This is a genomic window from Pseudoalteromonas sp. SR45-6 (assembly GCF_014163545.1).
GTDB lineage: Bacteria > Pseudomonadota > Gammaproteobacteria > Enterobacterales > Alteromonadaceae > Pseudoalteromonas > Pseudoalteromonas rhizosphaerae.
In genome coordinates this window covers 1-21,187 of record NZ_JACJDM010000011.1, presented here as the reverse complement: position 1 = coordinate 21,187, position 21,187 = coordinate 1, and the positions used below count along the sequence as shown (strand labels likewise).

Sequence of the window (21,187 nt, the reverse complement as noted above, 5' to 3'; positions counted from 1 at the left end):
GCGTTTTAAAACGGCTATTGTCGACATAAGTATAATAAATAATGTTTAAAAACACTTAAAACACACATTTATGCACCAAGTGTCGACAGGTTTGCATACTTTAAAAGATTATTTAAGGCACTGCTCTGAGCCACTAATAATGCTAGAATACAACTTTAAAATTCTCTGTGAGCACGACCTTGGACGCCAATACCTATATTCCCCAGCATTTTATAGATGACGTAAAGACCTATTTACCTGCACACCTAACATTGGATGACTTTCTCAATGCCTGTCGCAGACCGCTTCGTAAATCTGTACGTGTCAATACGCTTAAAATGTCGGTTGAGGATTTTCAGCAGTATGCCCTTGATAGAGGCTGGACATTAAGCCCAATCCCATGGTGTAGCGAAGGTTTTTGGTTAGAGCGCAGTGAACATGAAGAGCAAGCTCTGCCACTGGGTAACACGGATCTACATTTAAGTGGCGCTATGTATGTACAAGAAGCCAGTTCGATGCTGCCACCAATAGCACTCAAAGACGCATTAACTGATGCAACTCATGTGCTCGACATGGCATCCGCTCCTGGCTCTAAAACTTCACAATTAGCAGCATTAATGAATAATCACGGGGTATTGGTTGCCAATGAATTGTCGTCATCTCGTTTAAAAGTACTCAGCGCAACATTAAAGCGTATGGGAGTTGGCAATTGTGCATTGTCGCATTTTGATGGGGCTATTTTTGGCGATTATATGTATGAATGCTTTGACAGTATTTTACTCGATGCCCCATGCTCTGGCGAAGGTACGGTTCGAAAAGATGCTGATGCCTTAAAGAATTGGTCGATTGAGTCAAACATTGATATTGCCAAAGTGCAAAAGAACTTAATAAAAAGCGCTTTCTATGCATTAAAACCAGGCGGTACATTAGTCTATTCAACCTGTACTTTAACCCCGCTCGAAAATCAGCAAGTGTGCGAATATCTTCTCACTGAGTTTACAGAACATCTTGAAATACAACCATTAGATCATTTGTTTGCAGGTGCAGAGCGAGCCACAACCAGCGAAGGCTATTTGCATGTCTGGCCGCAAACATTCGACAGCGAAGGCTTTTTTATTGCTAAGTTTAAAAAGCTTGCTAGCTGCGATAATCCAAATCAAAAAGTAAAAAAAGGTGCATTCCCTTTTCAGCCGTTTGACAAAAAATCCAGCCAAGCATTTTACACTGAGCTAAAAAAACAATTTGACCTGACATCACTCAGCGGCTCACTAATGCAGCGCGATAAAGAACTGTGGCTATTCCCTGAGCAGTTTGCCGCCATTGAAAACAAAATAAAATACGCGCGACTTGGTATCCACCTGGGCATGATCCACAAAAATGGGGTGCGTCTTAACCACGAATTTGCCACCGTATTTGGTGGCCAATGTAAGGCTAATGTAATTGCGCTAAGTAACGAGCAGGCCAATGACTACTTTCAAGGTAAAGATATTCGTTTAAGCGAACCTAGCAACGCACTTGGCGAAGTGGTTTTAACCCTTTGTGGCTGTCCGATAGGGCTTGGAAAATGGCAAAAAAATAAAATTAAAAACTCCTTACCTCGAGATTTAGTACAAAACACTCAACTGATCAGCTGGTGATAATAATAAGGTGTGGATAAGTTGGCAACAATCAATGTATAAAATTTAAGCTTTGCGCTTCGTTTTAAGACAAACAGTTGTTTTATAAGCAGTATAAAAAATCATCATTTATTGGGTTTTTTTACATATGTTAACTACACTTAATATTACTTTCTACTTCTCCCTTAATGAACTTAGAAGGTGTTTTAAAGTTAGCGCAGGCTCATTAGAGCCATCCCCTAAGCCCAGAACAATGCGGATTCGTTCTGGGCGTTTTTTTTCTATGAATAAGCTATCGTCTTGAAATTTATTCAGTCTCAGTCACATAGGTAATCATTGCTTTATTACACATAACTTGTTTCTATATATAGACTAAGAAAGTGTAAGGACTACCATGTTAAAAATATCTTCATTGATCATGACTATTTCAGTACTGTCATTCTCTGTTATTGCCAATCCTGAGTCGCAAAAATACCTTGGTTTTAATTACCCGCATAAAGCGCAAAATGCTGTGAGTATCACGTTTGATGATGCTCGTCACAGCCAAGTCGATGTTGGCACTGCGATTTTGAACAGGCACCAAGTCAAAGCAACTTTTTATGTTTCCCCTTTTAACGTTAAGCAGCGCCTAATTCAGTGGCAAGACGCGGTAAAATCGGGCCATGAAATTGCAAATCATACCAGCAGCCACGTATGTACAGGGAATTTTGAATGGTTAAGAGCACAAGACTTATCACTTGAACACACTACACTCAAGTGGCTTGAAAATGATATTTTATCAGCGCAGCAATACCTAAAAGATCATTTAGGAGTGACCCCTCGCGCCTTTGCTTATCCGTGCGGCAATACATTTGTTGGCCGGGGTATTGATACTAAGAGCTACGTGCCTTTAATCGCTAAACATTTTGACAGCGGCCGAACTTGGTTAGATGAGTCAGCTAATAATCCTAATTTTACTGATTTTGCACAGCTAACAGGACTTAGGATCGACGGAATGAGTTTTGATGAAATCATTACTATGCTGGATCAATTACGGGAAAATAATGCTTGGTTGATTTTAGCGGGCCATGAAATTGGTAACAGAGATCAATATACCACTGACGCAAAAGTACTCGAGCAATTGCTTGTTTATCTGAAAGATCCTGCTAACGGTTATTGGTTAGATACAGTAAGTAACGTTAGCGACTATGTAAAACAACAGCGCAAACCATTAAATTAATCATTGCTTAAATCAAACTCTGTGGTGCGATTATCGGGATGGAGTAACTGATAACGCGCCAGCTTTCCTTGTTGTAATTCAATCAAACTAATCGCTGAATCACTCACCAAGTATTTTTGCCCCTCCCCGATGGTTTGATGTTTATCGACTTCCATCTGCCAACGCTTTGTAAAAAAGTTTAACGGGCTTTTCGGCGCGTATAAAATCGAGTCTAACTTATCCAGCACGTTAATTAATTTACGCGGAAACTCATTTTTAATACCACTGGCAGTAAGTTGCCAAATTCTATTGGGGTGCTTACCAAAGCGTTTCTGTACGGAAAAACAGAATGAGTAATGTACATCACCCGATAAAATAAGCGTTTCTTTAGGGGTATCGTCACGGCGAAAGGTATCCAGTAACTTTTTAGCTGAGCCTTCGTGGGCCATCCAGTTTTCAACATCAACTAATAATGGCTGTCCGCAAATATTAAACAATGACTGAATAGCTTCAATTGATTTAACGCCAAACACCGGTGCGGGTGAGACAATGATCACTTGTTCATGAGTCACTAAACTGTCTTCGAGCTCAGTGAGACGCTCCCAATCAAGTAGACCAGAGGGCTCATTAAAGTTTTGCTCATTACGCCAACGATGAGTGCGGGTATCCAGCACGACCACTTTAGGCACAGTATTCAGCTCATAATGCCAATGATTAAACTCGAGAATAGTTTTATCAAACGCTTTAAATTGCCATTGTTTTTGCTCAGAAAAACTCGTCTTAAACGCATCAAGTAAAGCGGCTGTTTTATGACCTGCATCATTGCCAAAGCCTTGCATCAGCCAATAACTGATCAAGCCATTATTAACAATACGGCGACTAACTGGATGTTGGTAAATAACCTGCTCCCAACCAGCCGTCAAGTTCCAATCATCGGTAACATCATGATCGTCAAACATCATTAACGTTGAAATATTTGCCAGTAGCACCTGAACGTGTACTAAGCCATTTTTAAAATCCGTTAAAGCTGCTTTTTCATTATCAAAAACTTGCTGGCATTTGGGCGAGCTTGCTTGATAGCTAATACTATCAAAGTCAATTAAGTCCCACAGTAACGGGCTAAAATTGAGTAAATAAAGGGCTATAAACTCTTCAAAAAAGATCAAGTGATTTGCAGCTTTTAAGCTTGAAAAATGTGGCTCATCTTTTTTTAGCCAATAGCCAACCCCTATTTTATTGCGTTTTTGCCAAGGGACCGTCGGTAAATATAAGTGGCGCTGATAAAGTTGTTCACTTAACTGTGCAGGTAAATCAATTGCCAGTGGTTGCTCTTGGTATATTCCTAATACGCTGATCAGTCGTTCAATTGCTAATAACATCGCACCAGCAACATCATCGGCATACACTTGATCACCAGAGAGCAGTAAAACATCCGCCCCGGTTTTATTTACACTGCGATTTTGCTGTTGAAAATCATTCGCAGCCACTAAGCTATCTTTTGCAGGATGATGTGGGTTACGGCATGAGCCATGTAAAATCTGCTCAAGTTTTTGCGGGATCACAAATTCAGGGGTGGCTTTTCCTTGATAACAAAAATCACTTAAATCAACGTCTAAGTTGCTGTTTAATAGGCGGTAGCTGATCAGCTGATTAACAGGCAATGTTGCGGCAATCGGTTTTACGATCACAAAGTGCAAGTAAAGATGAGTACCTAAAGCAATGCTCTGTTGCTCACTAAAAACGTCTATATCATCAAATTCAATACTAAATTGTGATGCTACAGACGTTGCAAACTGTATGCAAACCTCTGCAGCATCAGCTCGGCGCACCATCGGCCCCATTATTAATAGAGGAAGTGATGCTGTGCTCATATGCTAATTAACCTTTGTTCACTAAGTTGAACAATGAGTAGAAGTTTTCCGTAGTCGCGTTGGCAAGCTCTTTGTAGCTAATACCTTTTAAATCAGCAATGTAATAAGCAACATCTTGCACATAAGCGGGCTGATTAGTTTTCCCACGATACGGTACTGGCGCTAGATAAGGCGAGTCTGTTTCGATTAATAATCTATCAAGTGGAATTTGTTTAACAACATCTTTAAGCTCTACGGCATTTTTAAAGGTCACAATGCCAGAGATAGAAATATAAAAGCCTAAGTCGATGGCTTTTTTAGCCATATCCCAATCTTCAGTAAAGCAATGCAATACACCACCACACTTTTGTGCGTTATGTTCACGCATTAAGTTTATGGTGTCGTCGCGCGCATCGCGAGTATGGATTATAAGTGGTTTTTGTAACTCGTTCGCCACTTCAATATGACCCACAAAACTTGCTTGTTGCACGGCATGGGTGTCTTTCGAATAATAGTAATCAAGCCCTGTTTCGCCAATTGCTACTACTTTATCGTGGCTTGCTAAATCAATTAAGCGTTGTTTATCAAGTGCGTCTTTTTGATCAAGCGGATGAACACCACACGAGGCAGAGACATCACTATAGCCTTGAATTTTTTCTAGCATACTAGGGAATTGATCAAGTGTGACACTCACACATAAAAAGTGTTCAACTTGTTTAGCCCGTGCACTATCAAGTACTTGGTCTAAGTTTAAATCGAGTTTATCAAAATCGAGTCGGTCTAAATGGCAATGAGAATCTACAATCATGTTACTGCTTACTACATGGTATAAGTTGGATTACCAGAGTTTAACATAGTCCCTAGTAGTTTTTCGATCTTCACATTTAGGTTAGTTTTATCATCGATAAAACTAATACCAATGCCCGGTGGATTAGAACTTTGCGCGCCTTGTGGCGTGATCCATGTAACTTTTCCGGTTATTACATCATCTTCAAGCGCATCCGGTAATGTCACTTTTAATGCCAATGAATGACCCATCTCATAACGCATATTAGTGCGCACAAATAGTCCACCATTTTTTAAATACGGCATATAGCAGCGGTATAATTCATCTAGATCATCTAAATCGACTAATAATTCTTGCACAATAATCCTACTTATAGCTTTTACGTAAACGATACGCTAAACGAGACACTGCCAACGGCAAGTTCAATCCTAATATCTGTGTACTGTTTTGCACAAATTCGGCCAATGCATTTTGCGCACTCTGATATGAATCAAAATCCATTCCAGCAATGAGTTGTTGTTTTAATTGTTCGCTTAAAAATAAACAAAAGACGCGAACACGCTCTGTATCTTTACTGATAATATCAACTAACGCACTGAAATTATGGCCTTGTTTTAGCTCAGTTGCAAACTTATACAATTCATCGATTACCTCCAGCTGCTCATCTTGTTGCCAACGGGCAATCAATAATGGCTGCTGGGTAAACATTTTTAACCATGGATATGCAGGAACGTGCAGTTGGGAAATCCAATTCATAGCAACATTGGCGTCATTCACTTTTACTTGTGTAAGCGCGCAGCGACTTAAAATAGTGGCCGGTAATTGCGTTGTCGCACTCGTTGTTAGTAACAAAAATCGCTGCGGGCTGGGCTCTTCTAACGTTTTAAGTAAGGCATTGGCCGCCGCTGTGGTCATTTTATGGCAATCATTGATCACCACCACTTTATTGGCATTTTGCGCCGCTGATTGATGCATGAAATCGCTGACACTGCGAATATCATCCACACCAATGCTTTGTCCATCAGCTTGCACTACATATTTGTCAGGATGAGTAACCGCTTGATTTAAATGGCAGCTCTTACAATGCCCACAAGGGACTAAGTTAGTTGCAGACAAGCACAATAATGCATTAGCCAGCTGCTCCACTAAGGCGCGCTTACCAACACCTTGTTGACCATTAAATAATTGTCCATGGTGAAAACGCCCAGCATTAAAACTGGCTGCTAATTGCTGCTCAACATTGCTAAGCCAAGGATAAATCATGTTAATTGTTACTTTTCATAAATTGTTCAAGCACGGTAATAATATCTTGATGTACTAATTGCATACTTTGACCTGCATTAACTGTTTTAATAGTGTCATCACTATTTGCGAGTTCTAAATAGCGTGCGCGGGTACGTTCAAAAAAACTCAATGCTTGTTGTTCTATACGATCCAGTTCACCGCGTCCTTTCGCACGGGCAAGGCCCACCGCAGGTTCAATGTCCAAATAAATGGTCAGATCTGGTTTTAAACCTTTTAATACAATATTGGCGAGAGAATCTAACGTAGTAGCGGCAATTTCACGTCCGCCGCCTTGGTAAGCTTGCGATGATAGATCGTGACGATCGCCTAATACCCATTGTCCTTTAGCAAGTGCTGGACGAATAACATTATGTAGCAGTTGCGAACGGGCTGCATACATCAGCAGTAATTCTGTTTCGCTGGCAATCTGTTCGACATGGTTATCTTTTACAATAGTGCGCAGTGCTTCAGCGATGGGTGTGCCGCCGGGCTCGCGTACATTAATAAAATCCACTTTGTGCTGCTCTAAAAACTGTTGGCAAATTGCTATAGCTGTCGATTTACCGGCCCCTTCTAAGCCTTCAATCACAATAAATTTTGCTGCTGTCATGATCTCTCTTTTTAGTTTGAAAAAGCATTAATCGGCTTTCTCGTTTTATATTTTTTACTCTGATTTGCTTAACTGTTTTTGATAACGTAAGTAATCTTGTACTGCTTTGTTATGTTCTTTTAAGGTTTTAGAAAATTGATGGCTACCATCGCCTTTGGCAACAAAATAAAGGTACTCAGACTCAGGTGGATTGACTGCTGCAAGTATTGCCGCTTTTGACGGCATAGCAATCGGCGTAGGCGGTAAGCCATTAATTTTATATGTATTATACGGAGTATGATTAGTTAAATCTTTACGTTTTATATCACCATCAAAGTCAGCACCAATGCCATAAATCACGGTTGGATCAGTTTGCAAGCGCATTTTTGTATTTAGTCGATTAGTAAATACAGAGGCTATTAATGGCCGTTCGCTGGCAAGGCCTGTTTCTTTTTCAATAATTGAGGCCATAATCAATGCTTCGTAGGCCGTTTTAAACGGTAAATCAGCAGCCCTGTTTTGCCAAGCCTCATCAAGTACATTTTGCATTATTTTATGCGCTCGTTTGAGCACTGAGCTTGTCGTATCATTAGCATGATAATAATAGGTATCAGGAAATAACCACCCTTCTAAATGCTGATCAGAGCCGACTATTTGCTGAGATAACTCACCAAGACTTAAATCTTGACGAAGGTACTGGGCTTTACTTATTGCCGCTAACACGTCACGAAGTGAGTGACCTTCAATAATTGTAAAACTAAAGCTTACTTGTTTACCTTGATTGATTTGCCGAATGTTATCAAGCACCGTGGCGTTATTAAGTTGATATAAACCAGCTTTTAAATCCGTCAGTGTCGGATCGAGTTTCGCGAGTATCTGATAACGTAAGCACCCATCTAACCATTTTTTTGCTTGCCACTGTTGGCAGAGTTGATTAAACCCCGTGCCTTTTTTAACTTCAAACAACGTATTCGCTGGCGCTTTTAAACTACTGTTAATAGTAGCTTGCAACTGTTGATAACCAACTCCAGTTACCAATAATGCTAGCAACACAATCGATATAATCACTCTTAACACGCAGACTCCTTGGTAAATAAACCATGCAATAATACTAAACTGTTTGCTAACTCAAACTGCATACCATCAATCGCTGTAACAGGCACAATTCCCATTAAGCTATTACAACTAAATACTGCCTCCATTTGCAGCAATTGTTCTAGCTTAATATCAGTAAATTCAATGGTTAACTTATCACACAGTGATTGCAGATAAACCCCTTGAATGCCACAGTTTTGCAAACTTGGACTAAAAACTCGACCATTTTTAATAGCAAAAATATTTGCCGCAGAGGTTTCAATCACATTATTGTGATAATCACACACCATTACATCATCACAATCTTGCCCTTGCATGGCACGTTTGATCATTACTTGCTCTAAACGATTTAACGTTTTCAAACCAGCAAGCAGTGGTTGCGATGCAAGTTGCACAGGACTAATAGCAAGTTTAATACCTTGTTGTGCTAATTGAGCGTAGTGTGAAGGAAACGGTAATAGCGACAGTACAATCAATAAATTGCTTTGTTCAGGAAGGCCATAACCACGCCCTCCTTCACCACGTGTAACCACTATTTTTAACACGCCCAGCGAAACCGTCTTAATATACTCAGCGATTGCTTGCTGCAGTGCCGATAAATCCAGCTCACCAAAACTAAGTCGCTGCGCGCATTCAACTAATCGTGCCCTGTGAAGTGGCCAATGCTCTACTTCAGCATCAACTATTTTTGCAGTTGTAAAAAAGCCATCGCCATAATTAAAGCCGCGATCATTGCTACTTATGCTAACGCCTTGCTGTGGCGTGACTAATTTTATTGTTTGCGCTATGTGAGTTTTTTGTTTTGGCATATTTTGCATATAAAAAAGCCCAGTAACAACTGGGCTCTTATTTTGTCTCGTTGTTAAAAAAGATTATACCTTTTTAAATACCAACGAGCCATTAGTACCACCAAAACCAAATGAGTTACATAATGCGTAATCAAGTTTCGCATCACGAGCCGTGTGTGGAACGTAGTCCAGATCACAGCCTTCATCAGGGTTATCAAGATTAATTGTTGGTGTTACTTTTTGATCTTGTAACGACAAAATAGTGATAATTGATTCAACAGAGCCTGCTGCACCGAGTAAATGACCCATCATAGATTTTGATGAACTCACCATCACATCTTTGGCAGCATTACCAAAAATTGACTTAACTGCAGAGGTTTCTGCTTTATCGCCAGCGTTAGTCGATGTACCGTGAGCATTAATATAACCCACTTGATCTGCATTGATTTGCGCATCGTTTAAAGCATTTTCCATTGCCAAGGCTGCACCGGCACCATCTTCTGGTGGCGACGTCATGTGATAAGCGTCACCGCTCATACCAAAACCAACCAACTCAGAATAGATTTTTGCACCTCGGGCTTTCGCATGCTCGTATTCTTCAAGTACGATAACACCTGCACCATCAGCAAGTACAAAGCCATCACGGTCTTTGTCCCATGGACGTGATGCAGCTTGCGGATCGTCGTTTCGGGTTGATAACGCACGTGCAGCGTTAAAACCACCCATACCAATTGGCGTTGAGGCTTTCTCTGCACCACCGGCAACCATCGCATCAGCATCACCATAAGCAATCATGCGCGCAGCGTGACCAATGTTGTGTAAACCTGTTGTACAGGCTGTCACGATAGAGATATTTGGACCACGTAGACCGTGCATAATCGATAAATGACCAGAGATCATATTGATAATGGTCGACGGCACGTAAAAAGGAGAAAGCTTACGTGGGCCACTGTTTAATAACTTTATGTGGTTTTCTTCAATAAGCGTTAAACCACCAATGCCCGAACCCACAGCAACACCAACGCGGGCTGCGTTTTGCTCTGTGATCTCAAGGCCAGAATCTTGTAGTGCTTGTACACCTGCGGCAATGCCATACTGGATGAACAAATCCATTTTTTTAGCATCTTTTGCCGGCATATAGGCTGACGCATCAAAATCATTCAGCAAACCAGCGAACTTGGTGCCAAAACTAGATGTATCAAAATGAGTGATAGTTTGGATACCACTTTTGCCATTTAACAAGCCTTGCCAGGTTGATTCAACATCATTACCTAGCGGCGTCAACATTCCTAAGCCAGTTACGACGACTCGACGTTTAGCCACGGTTTGCCTCCAATAAGGGAATTATTATTTTTCTGGTGGGTATTAATACCCAAATGCGTGGAAATACAGGGTATAGATAGATTAAGGGCAGCGAACGCTGCCCTTAATATGCGATTGATTACTCAGCGTGAGCCGTTACGTAATCGATTGCAGCTTGTACTGTAGTGATCTTTTCAGCTTCTTCATCTGGGATCTCAGTATCGAACTCTTCTTCAAGAGCCATTACTAATTCAACAGTATCAAGTGAATCTGCGCCTAAGTCATCAACGAAAGAAGCTTCATGCTTTACTTCTTCTTCTTTAACACCTAGTTGCTCAATGATGATTTTCTTTACGCGTTCTTGGATGTCGCTCATTCTTCTTTCCTTTATTAAAAACGCCAATGCGTTATTTTCAGATTGCGGCGTAGTTTACGGCGCATAATTCTGTGATTCAAGGATTTGCTGATAATTTTTTATCTGGTCAAACCTCTTGACGGTTATTTGTGTCTTTTATCGCTTATTTTCAGCACGAATTCAAGTATGTTTAAAGCAAGTTAACAAAAAATTCAACATTTTTCGACAAGCCGCCTCAAAACAAAATAGGAACAAAGTTCCTTACACCATGTACATCGCACCATTTACGTGCAAAGTTTCGCCTGAAACATACGCTGCTGCATCAGATGCTAAGTAACATACTGCGGCGGCAATTTCATCCGGTTGGCCTAAACGCCCAGCAGGAACATTAGCAAGCGTAGCTGCTTTTTGCTCGTCAGTTAAGCTGTCGGTCATATCTGTTTGAATAAAACCAGGAGCAACTACGTTGACTGTAATACCACGAGAAGCAACTTCACGCGCTAACGACTTAGAAAAACCAATTACACCCGCTTTAGCTGCTGCGTAGTTAGCTTGCCCTGCATTACCCATTGTACCAACAACTGAACCTATATTGATAATTCGACCGTTTTTCTTTTTCATCATCGGGCGTAACACTGCTTTAGATAAACGAAAAACTGAGCTCAAGTTAGTATCAATGATATCGTCCCACTCTGCATCTTTCATACGCATAAGTAAGTTATCGCGGGTAATACCAGCATTATTTACTAATACGTCGATATCGCCTAAATCTGCTTTTATCGCAGCAAGTGTCGCCTCGATCGACGCAGGATCAGTTACGTTTAACGCATAACCTTTACCATTCTCGCCTAAGTATTCGCTGATATTTGCAGCACCAGACTCGCTGGTTGCAGTACCGGCAACTTTAGCACCTTGTGCTACCAATGTAGTGGCGATTGCTTTACCAATACCGCGACTAGCGCCTGTAATTAGGACAACTTTGCCCTCTAACGAAAATAAATTTGCCATTTTTTCCTACTCTTATTTTGCTTCGTCAATGGCAGTTTGGCTATTCACCGAACCACATACCATTGCTTTATCAATGCGTTTAGCAAGACCCGTTAACACCTTCCCAGGACCAAACTCGTAGCTTTGGGTAATGCCCTGTGCTACCAATGCTTGTACTGTTTCTGTCCATCGTACTGGACTGTATAGTTGACGTACTAATGCATCTTTAATAGCATCCGCTGAACTTGCAGCTGTTACATCAACATTATTAATTACATCACACTTAGGTGTATTAAATGTTAAAGCAGCTAAATCTTTTGCTAATTTTTCTGCCGCTGGTTTCATTAGTTCACAATGTGAAGGTACGCTTACCGATAAAGGCAACGCACGTTTTGCACCAGCTTCTTTACACGCTTCTGATGCTCTGTCTACTGCGGCTTTATGACCTGCAATCACAACTTGACCCGGTGAGTTATAGTTTACTGGTGCAACCACTTCACCTTGTGCTGATGCCAAGCACGCGGCTTTAATTTCGTCATCACCTAAACCAATGATCGCAGCCATTGAACCCACGCCTGCTGGCACAGCTTCTTGCATATATAAACCACGGTTTTCAACCAATTTTACAGCTTCGCCTAAGCTCAACACATCAGCACATACCAGCGCTGAGTATTCACCTAAACTGTGACCTGCCATCGTTACGTCTGCATCTGGATTTGCAGCAAGCCATTGGCGGTAAATTGCCACTGATGCTGTTAATAATGCCGGTTGCGTACGATGGGTTTGATTTAATTCTTGTTCTGGACCATTAAGTACTAATGCAACCAAATCATAACCAAGTGCCGCTGATGCTTGCGCAAACGTCGCTTTAACAATATCAGATTGCTCTAATAGTTCACTTAACATACCCACAGATTGTGAGCCTTGACCCGGAAAAACAAGTGCAATTTTTTGTGCCATACTTTGCTCTTTTAATTAAACAAATAAATAAATGTTTAAGTACACACCTGACATAGTAATTAATCGTCAGTTGCGACTTTTTTAGTTGAATGTGTTTGCTCGAAGATAGCTGCAATTTTTTCAGGAAGTTGACGTTCCACCTCTCTAGCAGCTTCGTCGATAGCAGCATGAAATGCTTTAGCTGAGGCATTTCCATGGCTTTTTACGACAATACCGCGCAATCCTACCAGAGAAGCGCCGTTATACTGGTCGGGGTTCACCCGTTTATAGAGTTTTTTTATTACTGGCTGTAACATAAATGCTAAACATTTATAGAAAAAGTGCTTTTGCAGTGCTTTGGTAAGCTTAAACATAATCAGCTTGGCAATCCCTTCACAGGTTTTCAAAGCCACATTGCCCACAAAACCTTCACAGACGATCACATCTGATTTACCAGTAAAAATATCACTACCTTCGCTGTAACCAGTATAATTAAGGTAGCTACATTGTTGCATCAGTTGTGCAGCTTGTTTGATATCTTCATGGCCCTTAATGTCTTCGGAGCCAATATTTAATAAACTCACTTTTGGACTATCACAGCCCAGTGCTTGCCCTGCGACAACCGAACCCATAATGCCAAATTGATATAAGGTTTGTGCATCACAATGCACGTTCGCACCTAAATCAAGTAAGTAAACCGGATTTTTTCGCTCAGTTGGCACAGCCGAGATCAATGCAGGACGTTTTACGCCTGGCAACATTTTCAGCACATAGTGAGCCATAAATAATAATGCACCGGTATTTCCGGCACTAACGCACGCTTGTGCCTCACCTGATTTAACTAAATCAAGAGCAACGCGCATTGAGGAATCTTTTTTAGATCGCACAGCAGAAGACGGTTCACAACTATTGGTGACTACTTGACTACAATGACGAATTATTAAACGAGGATGAGATAGAGAATCGAGAGACTCAAGTTCTTTAGATATTACTTGTTCGTTGCCACATAAGATCAATCTTAGATTGGCATTTGCATTTACCGCGTTAACGGCTGCGGGGATAGATGAACGGGGGCCATAATCGCCCCCCATCATATCTAACGCAATTGTTAGATTGGTCAGCATAAAAGCAATCTCTTATTTAGAAATTACTTGAACGCCTTTGTAGTAACCATCTGCAGTCACATGGTGACGACGATGAGTCTCACCAGATGTTTGGTCTACAGTTAAAGTTGGACCACTGATCGCATCGTGTGAACGGCGCATGCCGCGTCTTGCACGAGACTTTTTGCTTTTTTGTACAGCCATAGTCTTCTCCTAAGAATCTTTCTTAAGTTGTTTCAAAATATCAAATGGATTTGGTTTATCATCTTCCGCTTTTAAAACACCAAAGCTGGCAGGCTTTGCTGAATAACTGCATGAAGCTTCGTTGTGGGTAGCAACTAATGGCACGGCTAAAATTAGTTCGTCTTCGATTAAATCAAAAACGTTAACTTCACCATTTTCATCAAGCGCTACTTCATCGTAGTCTTCTGGAAAAATCTCTAACTCTGTATCCTCACCGACTGGTGAATAAACAAAGTCTTGAACCAAATCCAACCCTAAATCACCATTACAACGTTGACAAGTGACAGTAACATGTGTGGACAAATTGCCTCTAATCACAGCGAAACCTTGATCATCGTTTTTGCAATGAATTTTTACCGCTATTTCACCTACTTCTTCCTGCACAACTTCCCGTAAACGGGTAAGTTTTTCAAGCGGTACAATGCCGTCATACTTTAAACGGTGTTGCGCTGCCTTGCCTGGATGAAGAGTGATGGGAATTTTCACCTTTTGCATAGGGGCTGCATCATATAGATAGTTACTTGGTTAGTCAAAGTAAAAAACCAATTTTAGCTGGTTTTTCGCGATTCATTTCTTTGTTTTGCCAACGGATCTGATTTATCCTAACTCAATCTAATTTTCATTAGGAAAACAATCCATGCAGCACCCGCTTATTTTAGCCTCAAGTTCACCCTTTCGTCAGTCTTTATTGCAAAAATTTAATCTGCCGTTCGACAGTTTTTCACCTGGTATTGACGAATCAGCACTACCCGATGAAGCCCCAGTTGAACTTGTAAAACGCTTAAGTGAACTCAAAGCACGCGCAGCCACTACACTTTTTAAACAAGGCTTAGTAATTGGCTCTGATCAAGTTGCCGTATTTGAGCAACAAATCTTAGGCAAACCACACAACAAAGAAAATGCCATTAAACAACTGAGTTTATTTAGCGGTAATACAGTCACATTTCTAACGGGCTTATGTGTTTATGATATTCAAAGCAATAAAACAAAAACCCTAGTTGAACCCTTTAATGTTACATTTAGAACACTGACACAAGCACAAATATCTGCTTACTGCGACGCAGAGCAACCCTACAATTGTGCAGGCAGCTTTAAAAGCGAAGGCTTAGGTATTTGTTTATTTGAAAAGCTTAGCGGTGATGACCCTAATAGCTTGATTGGTTTACCACTTATCAAACTCAGCCAATTATTGACTGAGTTTGATCTGGATGTGTTAAGTAATCAAGACTAACTATTTATTCACTACGACTTAAACTAAACGCGCAGCTAGTTGCTGATACGAATCAACTGTCGCAATCGGTGTAAACTCGTTTAGCTGCTGGGCGTTATGCACCCCCATAGTTACACCTAAACGGTCAATATTGGCCGCTTTTGCCATCGCCATATCTATTTTGGTGTCGCCAATCATCAGCGCATCATCATGGCTAATATTGAGTTCATCCAGCAGTTGCAACAACATATCAGGAGCTGGTTTTGACAATGCATCATCACTGGTGCGGGTCGCTACAAAGTAATCCCGTAACTGTGTTTCATCCAGCAAGCGTTCAAGGCCGACTCGGCTTTTGCCGGTAGCAACAGCTAATAATACGCCACGGTTTTTTAATGCCGCTAAAGTCTGTTCTACATCAGCAAATAAGGGTGTAGGCGTGTTATCAAGATGTTTATACTGATGCTTATAACCGGCGATTAAATCAGCGTGTAAATGGCTCTGCTGAGGAAATAACACCGTCACGGCCTGCTCAAGTGATAAACCAATGATATTTTTAACCGCCTCGTCACTGGGGCAAACTACACCACAGACTCTCGCAGATTGATGCATGCAGTTAACTATTTTAGCCACTGAATCCATCACCGTGCCATCCCAATCAAATATAACTAATTTATAGGGTTTCACGGTTTTGCGGCACGTAACGTTTTAATACAATTAGCCAGCGCTTTATCAAGCGGCGCTTCTACTCGCATAGTAGTTTCATTTTTTGGATGATAAAAACTCAAATCGTGCGCATGTAAAAATAATCGCCCTAATCCCACTTTACGCATCGCCGCATCAAATGCTTGGTTGCCATACTTATCATCACAAGCAATTGCATGACCTTTACATTGTGTATGCACACGAATTTGGTGAGTACGACCTGTTACTGGTGATGCCTGCACTAACGAACATTCAGCAAAGCGCTCCAGTACTTTAAAACGAGTATGTGAAGGTTTACCTTCAACGTTATCCACACGTACTACTCGTTCACCTGATTGTAGGGTGTTTTTACGCAGCCCTTCGGTGACATTTTTAGTTTTAGAATCCCATTGCCCATCAACCAATGCCCAGTAATTCTTTTCCATGGTTTTTTCACGTAACTGTTCATGCAAGCTGGTCAACACTGAACGACGTTTCGAGATTAACAAACAGCCTGATGTATCACGGTCTAAACGATGTACAAGCTCTAAACTGCGCTCATCTGGGCGCAATACGCGCAATGCTTCAATTAAACCATAACTGAGCCCACTGCCGCCATGCACAGCCATGCCTGATGGTTTGTTAATGACGATAAGGTATTTATCTTCAAATAAAATAGCCTCTTCAAGTTTGGTTACTACATCAAGGTTTTTAGGCACAAACTCTTCACGTTCAGCTATTTGTATTGGTGGAATACGAACGATGTCATCGAGTTGTAATTTATACACAGGTTTGATGCGTTTTTTATTAACCCGCACTTCCCCTTTGCGAAGAATTCGATACACAGCGCTTTTAGGCACCCCTTTTAAATGAGTAATAAGAAAGTTATCAATCCGTTGACCTAAATGGTCTTCGGTAATCGTGACGAAAGATACTTGTAAGCCGGTTTTTTCTGACATTGCCTAATCACTGATTTAAGTAAAATAATTTTAGTTGCTAACACAGTTATAATAATGGGATAATCACCGTCGCAAATATATATTTGCAAATAACAACGGTGCTTTTTAACACATTAAAACATTCGTGATGCACATTCTGGGTAATTGATCATACAGATCCGAGATAAGTTTTCCAAAGCTTTTATACATACCCAGTTTACACGTGCCTTCAATTAACTCCGATGCGTGTAATATATCGCCAGTTAAGTTTGAGCATGAAGTGTTATTTAATGTTGATGAAAAAAGCAATTTGAACAGATAATTTGTCTGATCGTGACGGCGTACAATACGCCGTTCAGCAGATGTGTTGTAACCGTACAAGTTAATTTAATTAATGGTCGACTCTGGACAGAACTCGAATACGTCACTGTAAAAAAACAGCCGATAGTTTTGGCACCATAATAGAATTTAATAACGTGACAACACGTTATTGTCAGCCAGCACCATAAAGATACTTAGAGTACGGATACAGTACCAAGCTCCCCCACAGATCCAGTCGTGAGATTGTACAAAAAGAAGCGATGGGAGCAACTGAACAGGCGAAAAGTTTCGTCATGTCAGAGACATAACACAGTAGAGTAACAATATGAAACGTATGCTAATCAATGCGACGCAGCAAGAAGAAATGCGCGTAGCACTGGTTGATGGCCAGCGCCTGTATGATTTAGATATCGAAAGCCCGGGTCACGAACAAAAAAAAGCCAATATTTATAAAGGCAAAATCACTCGTATAGAACCGTCATTAGAAGCCGCCTTTGTTGATTACGGCGCTGATCGTCACGGATTCCTTCCTTTAAAAGAAATAGCCCGTACTTACTTCCCACAAGGTTATACTTTCCATGGTCGTCCGAATATTCGTGACGTGATCAAAGAAGGTCAAGAAGTTATTGTCCAAGTAGACAAAGAAGAACGCGGCCAAAAAGGCGCAGCCCTCACCACTTTTATTAGTGTTGCAGGTAGCTACTTAGTCTTAATGCCTAATAATCCTCGTGCTGGCGGTATTTCTCGTCGCATCGAAGGTGATGAACGCACTGAACTTAAAGAAGCTTTAAGTCGTTTAGAACTGCCTAAAGGCATGGGTTTAATCGTGCGTACTGCCGGTGTTGGTAAATCGTTTGAAGAACTAAACTACGATTTAAAAGCGCTGCTTGTTCATTGGGATGCGATTCAGCAAGCCTCTGATGGCGGTAAAGCACCGTTCTTAATTCATCAAGAAAGCAACGTGATTTTCCGTGCGATTCGCGATTATTTACGCCGTGACATCGGTGAGATCCTAATTGATAAAGCCCGTGTATTTGAAGAAGCTAAAGCGCACATTGAGCGTTTTCGCCCTGACTTCATGAGCCGTGTAAAACTTTATCAAGGTGAAGTGCCTCTTTTTACTCATTATCAAATCGAAAGCCAAATTGAGTCTGCGTTTCAACGTGAAGTACGCTTACCTTCTGGTGGTTCAATTGTTATTGACCCAACTGAAGCACTTACTTCTATCGATATCAACTCATCTAAAGCCACTAAAGGCGGCGATATCGAAGAAACTGCGCTTAATACCAACTTAGAAGCTGCAGACGAAATTGCTCGCCAATTACGTTTACGCGACTTAGGTGGCTTAATCGTTATCGACTTCATTGATATGACACCACCGCGCCATCAACGTGAAGTAGAAAATCGCTTAAAAGATGCTGTTCGTCCAGATCGTGCCCGTGTACAAATTGGTAAAATTTCGCGTTTTGGCTTACTTGAAATGTCGCGTCAGCGCCTACGCCCTTCATTAGGTGAAGCGAGCCAAGGCCCATGCCCACGTTGTAGTGGTCAAGGTACTATTCGTTCAAACGAGTCGATTGCATTGTCAATCCTACGTTTAATCGAAGAAGAAGCGATTAAAGACAATACCTCACAAGTTAATGCCCAAGTACCTGTAGCGGTTGCCTCATATCTGTTAAATGAGCAACGCCGTAGCGTGCATCGCATCGAAAAACGTCATAACTGTGATGTGGTGATCATTCCAAATCAACATATGGATACACCACATTATGAAGTAATGCGTTTGCGTAAAGATGAAACAATTGAAGCAGCAAGCTACGAGCAAATCACATTACCAGAACAAGAAGTGTATGAAACATCAAAAACACCAACGGTCGCGGTACGTGAAGAGCCGGTGTTAAAAGGCGTAGTTATGCCATCAACACCAGCACCACAAGCTCAGGCTCAAACAGCCCCAGCAGCGGCACCACAAAGTGTTGCAGCCCAGCCGCAGGTAAGTTTATTTACTACCATCAGCAATTGGTTTAAGGCTTTATTTGCAACGCCTGCTGAGCAAATAGAAAGTAAAGAGCAACAGCAGCAAAAAACAGCGAGTGAATCTCGTAATAATCCACGTCGTAACAATGACGGTGATACACGTCGTCGTAATAACCAACGTCGTCGTAACAATAATTCACGCACTAAACCGCAAAGCGAGCGTACAGAGAGCGTAGCTGAAGAAACGCCAGCAGTTGGAAACACGCAAAACAACGAGCAACAGGAAAGAAACGATAACCGTAACAAACGTCGTCGCAATCCTAACTCACGTAAGCGTAACGATGACAGCAAAGTAGTAGCAGAAAAAACCGAAGCAAAAGCTGACGTAAAAGACGTTGCACCAAGCCAAGATGTCGTTGTTGAAGCAACGGAGCAAAAACCTAAGGTTCGTCGTCAGCGCCGTAACTTACGTAAAAAAGTTCGCCTGCAAGATGAAAATGCACAACCGGCTACAACCAACAATGACGCAGAGCAACAAGCTACGCCTGTTGTTGATGACAAGCCGGCTAAGCCAGTTGTAACTCAAACTGAAGAAGTTAAAGCACCGGTTGAGGCTACTGCTGTTGAAACAACGGCTGTTGAAGCGCCTGAGCAAAAAGCTGAACAGACGGCACCAAACGAGCAAGAGACAGTAACATCGACTGATGAAGAGCAAGGCCAAACGCGTACGCGTTCACGCCGTTCTCCACGTCATTTACGTGCTGCTGGGCAACGCCGTCGTCGCCCTGAGGGTGAAGAAGCTACGCCAACGCAAGGTACACAACCACCAGCATTTATTCCAGTTGCAGATCAAGCCGCTGCTGAATATGAAGCTGAGTTAAAAGCCAAGCAAAATAAGCAAGCTGCAGAAGTAGTTGAAGAAAAACCTGCCGTTGCTGCAGAACCTACTCCAGAAGTGGTTGAACAAGCGCCTGTTGCTGCTGAAGCAACTGAAGAAGTGGTTGAACAAGCGCCAGTTGCTGCAGAACCTACTGAAGAAGTGGTTGAACAAGCACCAGTTGCTGCTGAACCTACTGAAGAAGTGGCTGAACAAGCGCCTGTTGCTGCAGAACCTACTGAAGAAGTGGTTGAACAAGCACCAGTTGCTGCAGAACCTACTGAAGAAGTGGTTGAACAAGCGCCTGTTGCTGCAGAACCTACTGAAGAAGTGGTTGAACAAGCACCAGTTGCTGCAGAACCTACTGAAGAAGTGGTTGAACAAGCGCCTGTTGCTGCTGAAGCAACTGAAGAAGTGGTTGAACAAGCGCCTGTTGCTGCTGAAGCAACTGAAGAAGTGGTTGAACAAGCGCCTGTTGCTGCAGAACCTACTGAAGAAGTGGTTGAACAAGCGCCTGTTGCTGCTGAAGCAACTGAAGAAGTGGTTGAACAAGCGCCAGTTGCTGCTGAACCTGCTTCAGAAGTAGTTGTTGAGGAAGCACCAATGGCAGAGCCTAAGCCTACTGCAAAACCTGTAGCGCACACTAAAACAGTGATCACTTCAGGTAAAGCAAGTGCGCCAATGGCACAACCTACTGCCGTTGCAGATAGCGAAGTCGCCCATACGCCAAAAGCGATGGCACACGACAAACGTGACGCTATTCCAGATAGCGGCTTACGTGCCGGTTCTATCAAACCAGCTGGTCGCGCGAATGCTGCAATGACTAAAACCATGAGTGTTGACTAACACTTTTGGTTTAGCTTAAAAGCACACTAAAAAGCCGCGTTAATGAAAATTAACGCGGCTTTTTTAATAGCAGTTATAAGGTTAAAGAGAACGATTTATACCAATCTGCCAAATTATGTGATCTAATTAGCACACTGATACTTATCTACTTTTACTAAATTGAACTTAGAAAAATCCAAGCAACTTTTAGCTTTATCACGTAAAGAGCCTAATGCGAGAAAG

At 41.7% G+C, this 21,187-nt stretch carries 20 protein-coding genes; 4 read left to right on the top strand and 16 right to left on the bottom strand.

The features are described 5' to 3' along the window. The first annotated feature begins 179 nt into the window (after window positions 1-179). The gene (gene rsmF / locus H5158_RS07385; RefSeq protein ID WP_182739776.1) at window positions 180-1,616 is read left to right on the top strand and encodes a 16S rRNA (cytosine(1407)-C(5))-methyltransferase RsmF; all 1,437 of its coding nucleotides are present in this window, start codon (window positions 180-182) and stop codon (window positions 1,614-1,616) included. 373 nt (window positions 1,617-1,989) lie between these two features. Next, window positions 1,990-2,814 (top strand): polysaccharide deacetylase family protein, encoded by an 825-nt coding sequence (locus H5158_RS07380; RefSeq protein WP_182739754.1) that lies wholly within the window; start codon window positions 1,990-1,992, stop codon window positions 2,812-2,814. Here the strand turns inward: H5158_RS07380 and H5158_RS07375 are convergent. The 14 genes from H5158_RS07375 to yceD all read right to left on the bottom strand — a co-directional run bounded on the left by H5158_RS07375 (window position 2,811) and on the right by yceD (window position 14,610). After that, window positions 2,811-4,664, bottom strand: a complete 1,854-nt coding sequence (locus H5158_RS07375; RefSeq protein ID WP_182739753.1) for a metallophosphatase — start codon at window positions 4,662-4,664, stop codon at window positions 2,811-2,813. The two genes, H5158_RS07380 and H5158_RS07375, sit on opposite strands and share 4 nt — an antisense overlap. 7 nt (window positions 4,665-4,671) lie before the next feature. After that, window positions 4,672-5,451, bottom strand: coding sequence for a TatD family hydrolase (locus H5158_RS07370; RefSeq protein ID WP_182739752.1), 780 nt, complete (start codon window positions 5,449-5,451; stop codon window positions 4,672-4,674). Between the two features lie 11 nt (window positions 5,452-5,462). Beyond that, on the bottom strand, window positions 5,463-5,789 hold the full coding sequence (locus H5158_RS07365) for a PilZ domain-containing protein (RefSeq protein WP_145233592.1): 327 nt from the start codon (window positions 5,787-5,789) through the stop codon (window positions 5,463-5,465). A gap of 7 nt (window positions 5,790-5,796) precedes the next feature. Further along, window positions 5,797-6,693 carry a DNA polymerase III subunit delta' gene (gene holB / locus H5158_RS07360; protein WP_149982363.1) on the bottom strand — a complete coding sequence of 299 codons (897 nt, stop codon included), beginning with the start codon at window positions 6,691-6,693 and terminating at the stop codon, window positions 5,797-5,799. Window position 6,694: 1 nt separating this feature from the next. Then, window positions 6,695-7,324 carry a dTMP kinase gene (gene tmk / locus H5158_RS07355; RefSeq protein WP_149982364.1) on the bottom strand — a complete coding sequence of 210 codons (630 nt, stop codon included), beginning with the start codon at window positions 7,322-7,324 and terminating at the stop codon, window positions 6,695-6,697. A gap of 54 nt (window positions 7,325-7,378) precedes the next feature. Then, the gene (mltG, locus tag H5158_RS07350; RefSeq protein WP_182739751.1) at window positions 7,379-8,380 is read right to left on the bottom strand and encodes an endolytic transglycosylase MltG; all 1,002 of its coding nucleotides are present in this window, start codon (window positions 8,378-8,380) and stop codon (window positions 7,379-7,381) included. Beyond that, on the bottom strand, window positions 8,374-9,216 hold the full coding sequence (gene pabC / locus H5158_RS07345; protein ID WP_259399427.1) for an aminodeoxychorismate lyase: 843 nt from the start codon (window positions 9,214-9,216) through the stop codon (window positions 8,374-8,376). The genes mltG and pabC overlap by 7 nt, the downstream gene beginning before the upstream one ends. Window positions 9,217-9,270: 54 nt before the next feature. Next, entirely contained in the window at window positions 9,271-10,509 is a 1,239-nt protein-coding gene (gene fabF / locus H5158_RS07340) for a beta-ketoacyl-ACP synthase II (protein ID WP_149982366.1), read from the bottom strand. Window positions 10,510-10,627: 118 nt separating this feature from the next. Next, a complete protein-coding gene (acpP, locus tag H5158_RS07335; RefSeq protein ID WP_016707440.1) occupies window positions 10,628-10,864 on the bottom strand; it encodes an acyl carrier protein in 237 nt (78 codons plus the stop codon). 240 nt (window positions 10,865-11,104) lie between these two features. After that, entirely contained in the window at window positions 11,105-11,851 is a 747-nt protein-coding gene (gene fabG, locus H5158_RS07330; protein ID WP_145233587.1) for a 3-oxoacyl-ACP reductase FabG, read from the bottom strand. 12 nt (window positions 11,852-11,863) lie between these two features. Continuing rightward, the gene (fabD, locus tag H5158_RS07325; protein ID WP_182739750.1) at window positions 11,864-12,790 is read right to left on the bottom strand and encodes an ACP S-malonyltransferase; all 927 of its coding nucleotides are present in this window, start codon (window positions 12,788-12,790) and stop codon (window positions 11,864-11,866) included. 59 nt (window positions 12,791-12,849) lie between these two features. After that, window positions 12,850-13,893 (bottom strand): phosphate acyltransferase PlsX, encoded by a 1,044-nt coding sequence (gene plsX, locus H5158_RS07320; RefSeq protein WP_145233585.1) that lies wholly within the window; start codon window positions 13,891-13,893, stop codon window positions 12,850-12,852. Window positions 13,894-13,905: 12 nt separating this feature from the next. Beyond that, window positions 13,906-14,076 carry a 50S ribosomal protein L32 gene (rpmF, locus tag H5158_RS07315; RefSeq protein ID WP_002962381.1) on the bottom strand — a complete coding sequence of 57 codons (171 nt, stop codon included), beginning with the start codon at window positions 14,074-14,076 and terminating at the stop codon, window positions 13,906-13,908. 9 nt (window positions 14,077-14,085) lie between these two features. After that, window positions 14,086-14,610 carry a 23S rRNA accumulation protein YceD gene (gene yceD / locus H5158_RS07310; RefSeq protein WP_145233584.1) on the bottom strand — a complete coding sequence of 175 codons (525 nt, stop codon included), beginning with the start codon at window positions 14,608-14,610 and terminating at the stop codon, window positions 14,086-14,088. A 142-nt stretch (window positions 14,611-14,752) separates the two neighbouring features. Between yceD and H5158_RS07305 the strand changes: the two genes are divergently transcribed. Next, window positions 14,753-15,346 (top strand): nucleoside triphosphate pyrophosphatase, encoded by a 594-nt coding sequence (locus H5158_RS07305; protein WP_182718734.1) that lies wholly within the window; start codon window positions 14,753-14,755, stop codon window positions 15,344-15,346. Between the two features lie 18 nt (window positions 15,347-15,364). Here the strand turns inward: H5158_RS07305 and H5158_RS07300 are convergent, their stop codons facing one another. Together H5158_RS07300 and rluC are read right to left on the bottom strand one after the other, a co-directional pair. Further along, window positions 15,365-16,009, bottom strand: coding sequence for an HAD-IA family hydrolase (locus H5158_RS07300; RefSeq protein ID WP_182718733.1), 645 nt, complete (start codon window positions 16,007-16,009; stop codon window positions 15,365-15,367). Beyond that, window positions 16,006-16,965 carry a 23S rRNA pseudouridine(955/2504/2580) synthase RluC gene (rluC, locus tag H5158_RS07295; protein WP_145233581.1) on the bottom strand — a complete coding sequence of 320 codons (960 nt, stop codon included), beginning with the start codon at window positions 16,963-16,965 and terminating at the stop codon, window positions 16,006-16,008. The genes H5158_RS07300 and rluC overlap by 4 nt, the downstream gene beginning before the upstream one ends. Before the next feature lie 625 nt (window positions 16,966-17,590). Here rluC and rne point away from each other — a divergent pair. Next, window positions 17,591-20,965, top strand: coding sequence for a ribonuclease E (gene rne, locus H5158_RS07290; RefSeq protein WP_182718732.1), 3,375 nt, complete (start codon window positions 17,591-17,593; stop codon window positions 20,963-20,965). The last annotated feature ends 222 nt before the right edge of the window (window positions 20,966-21,187 follow it).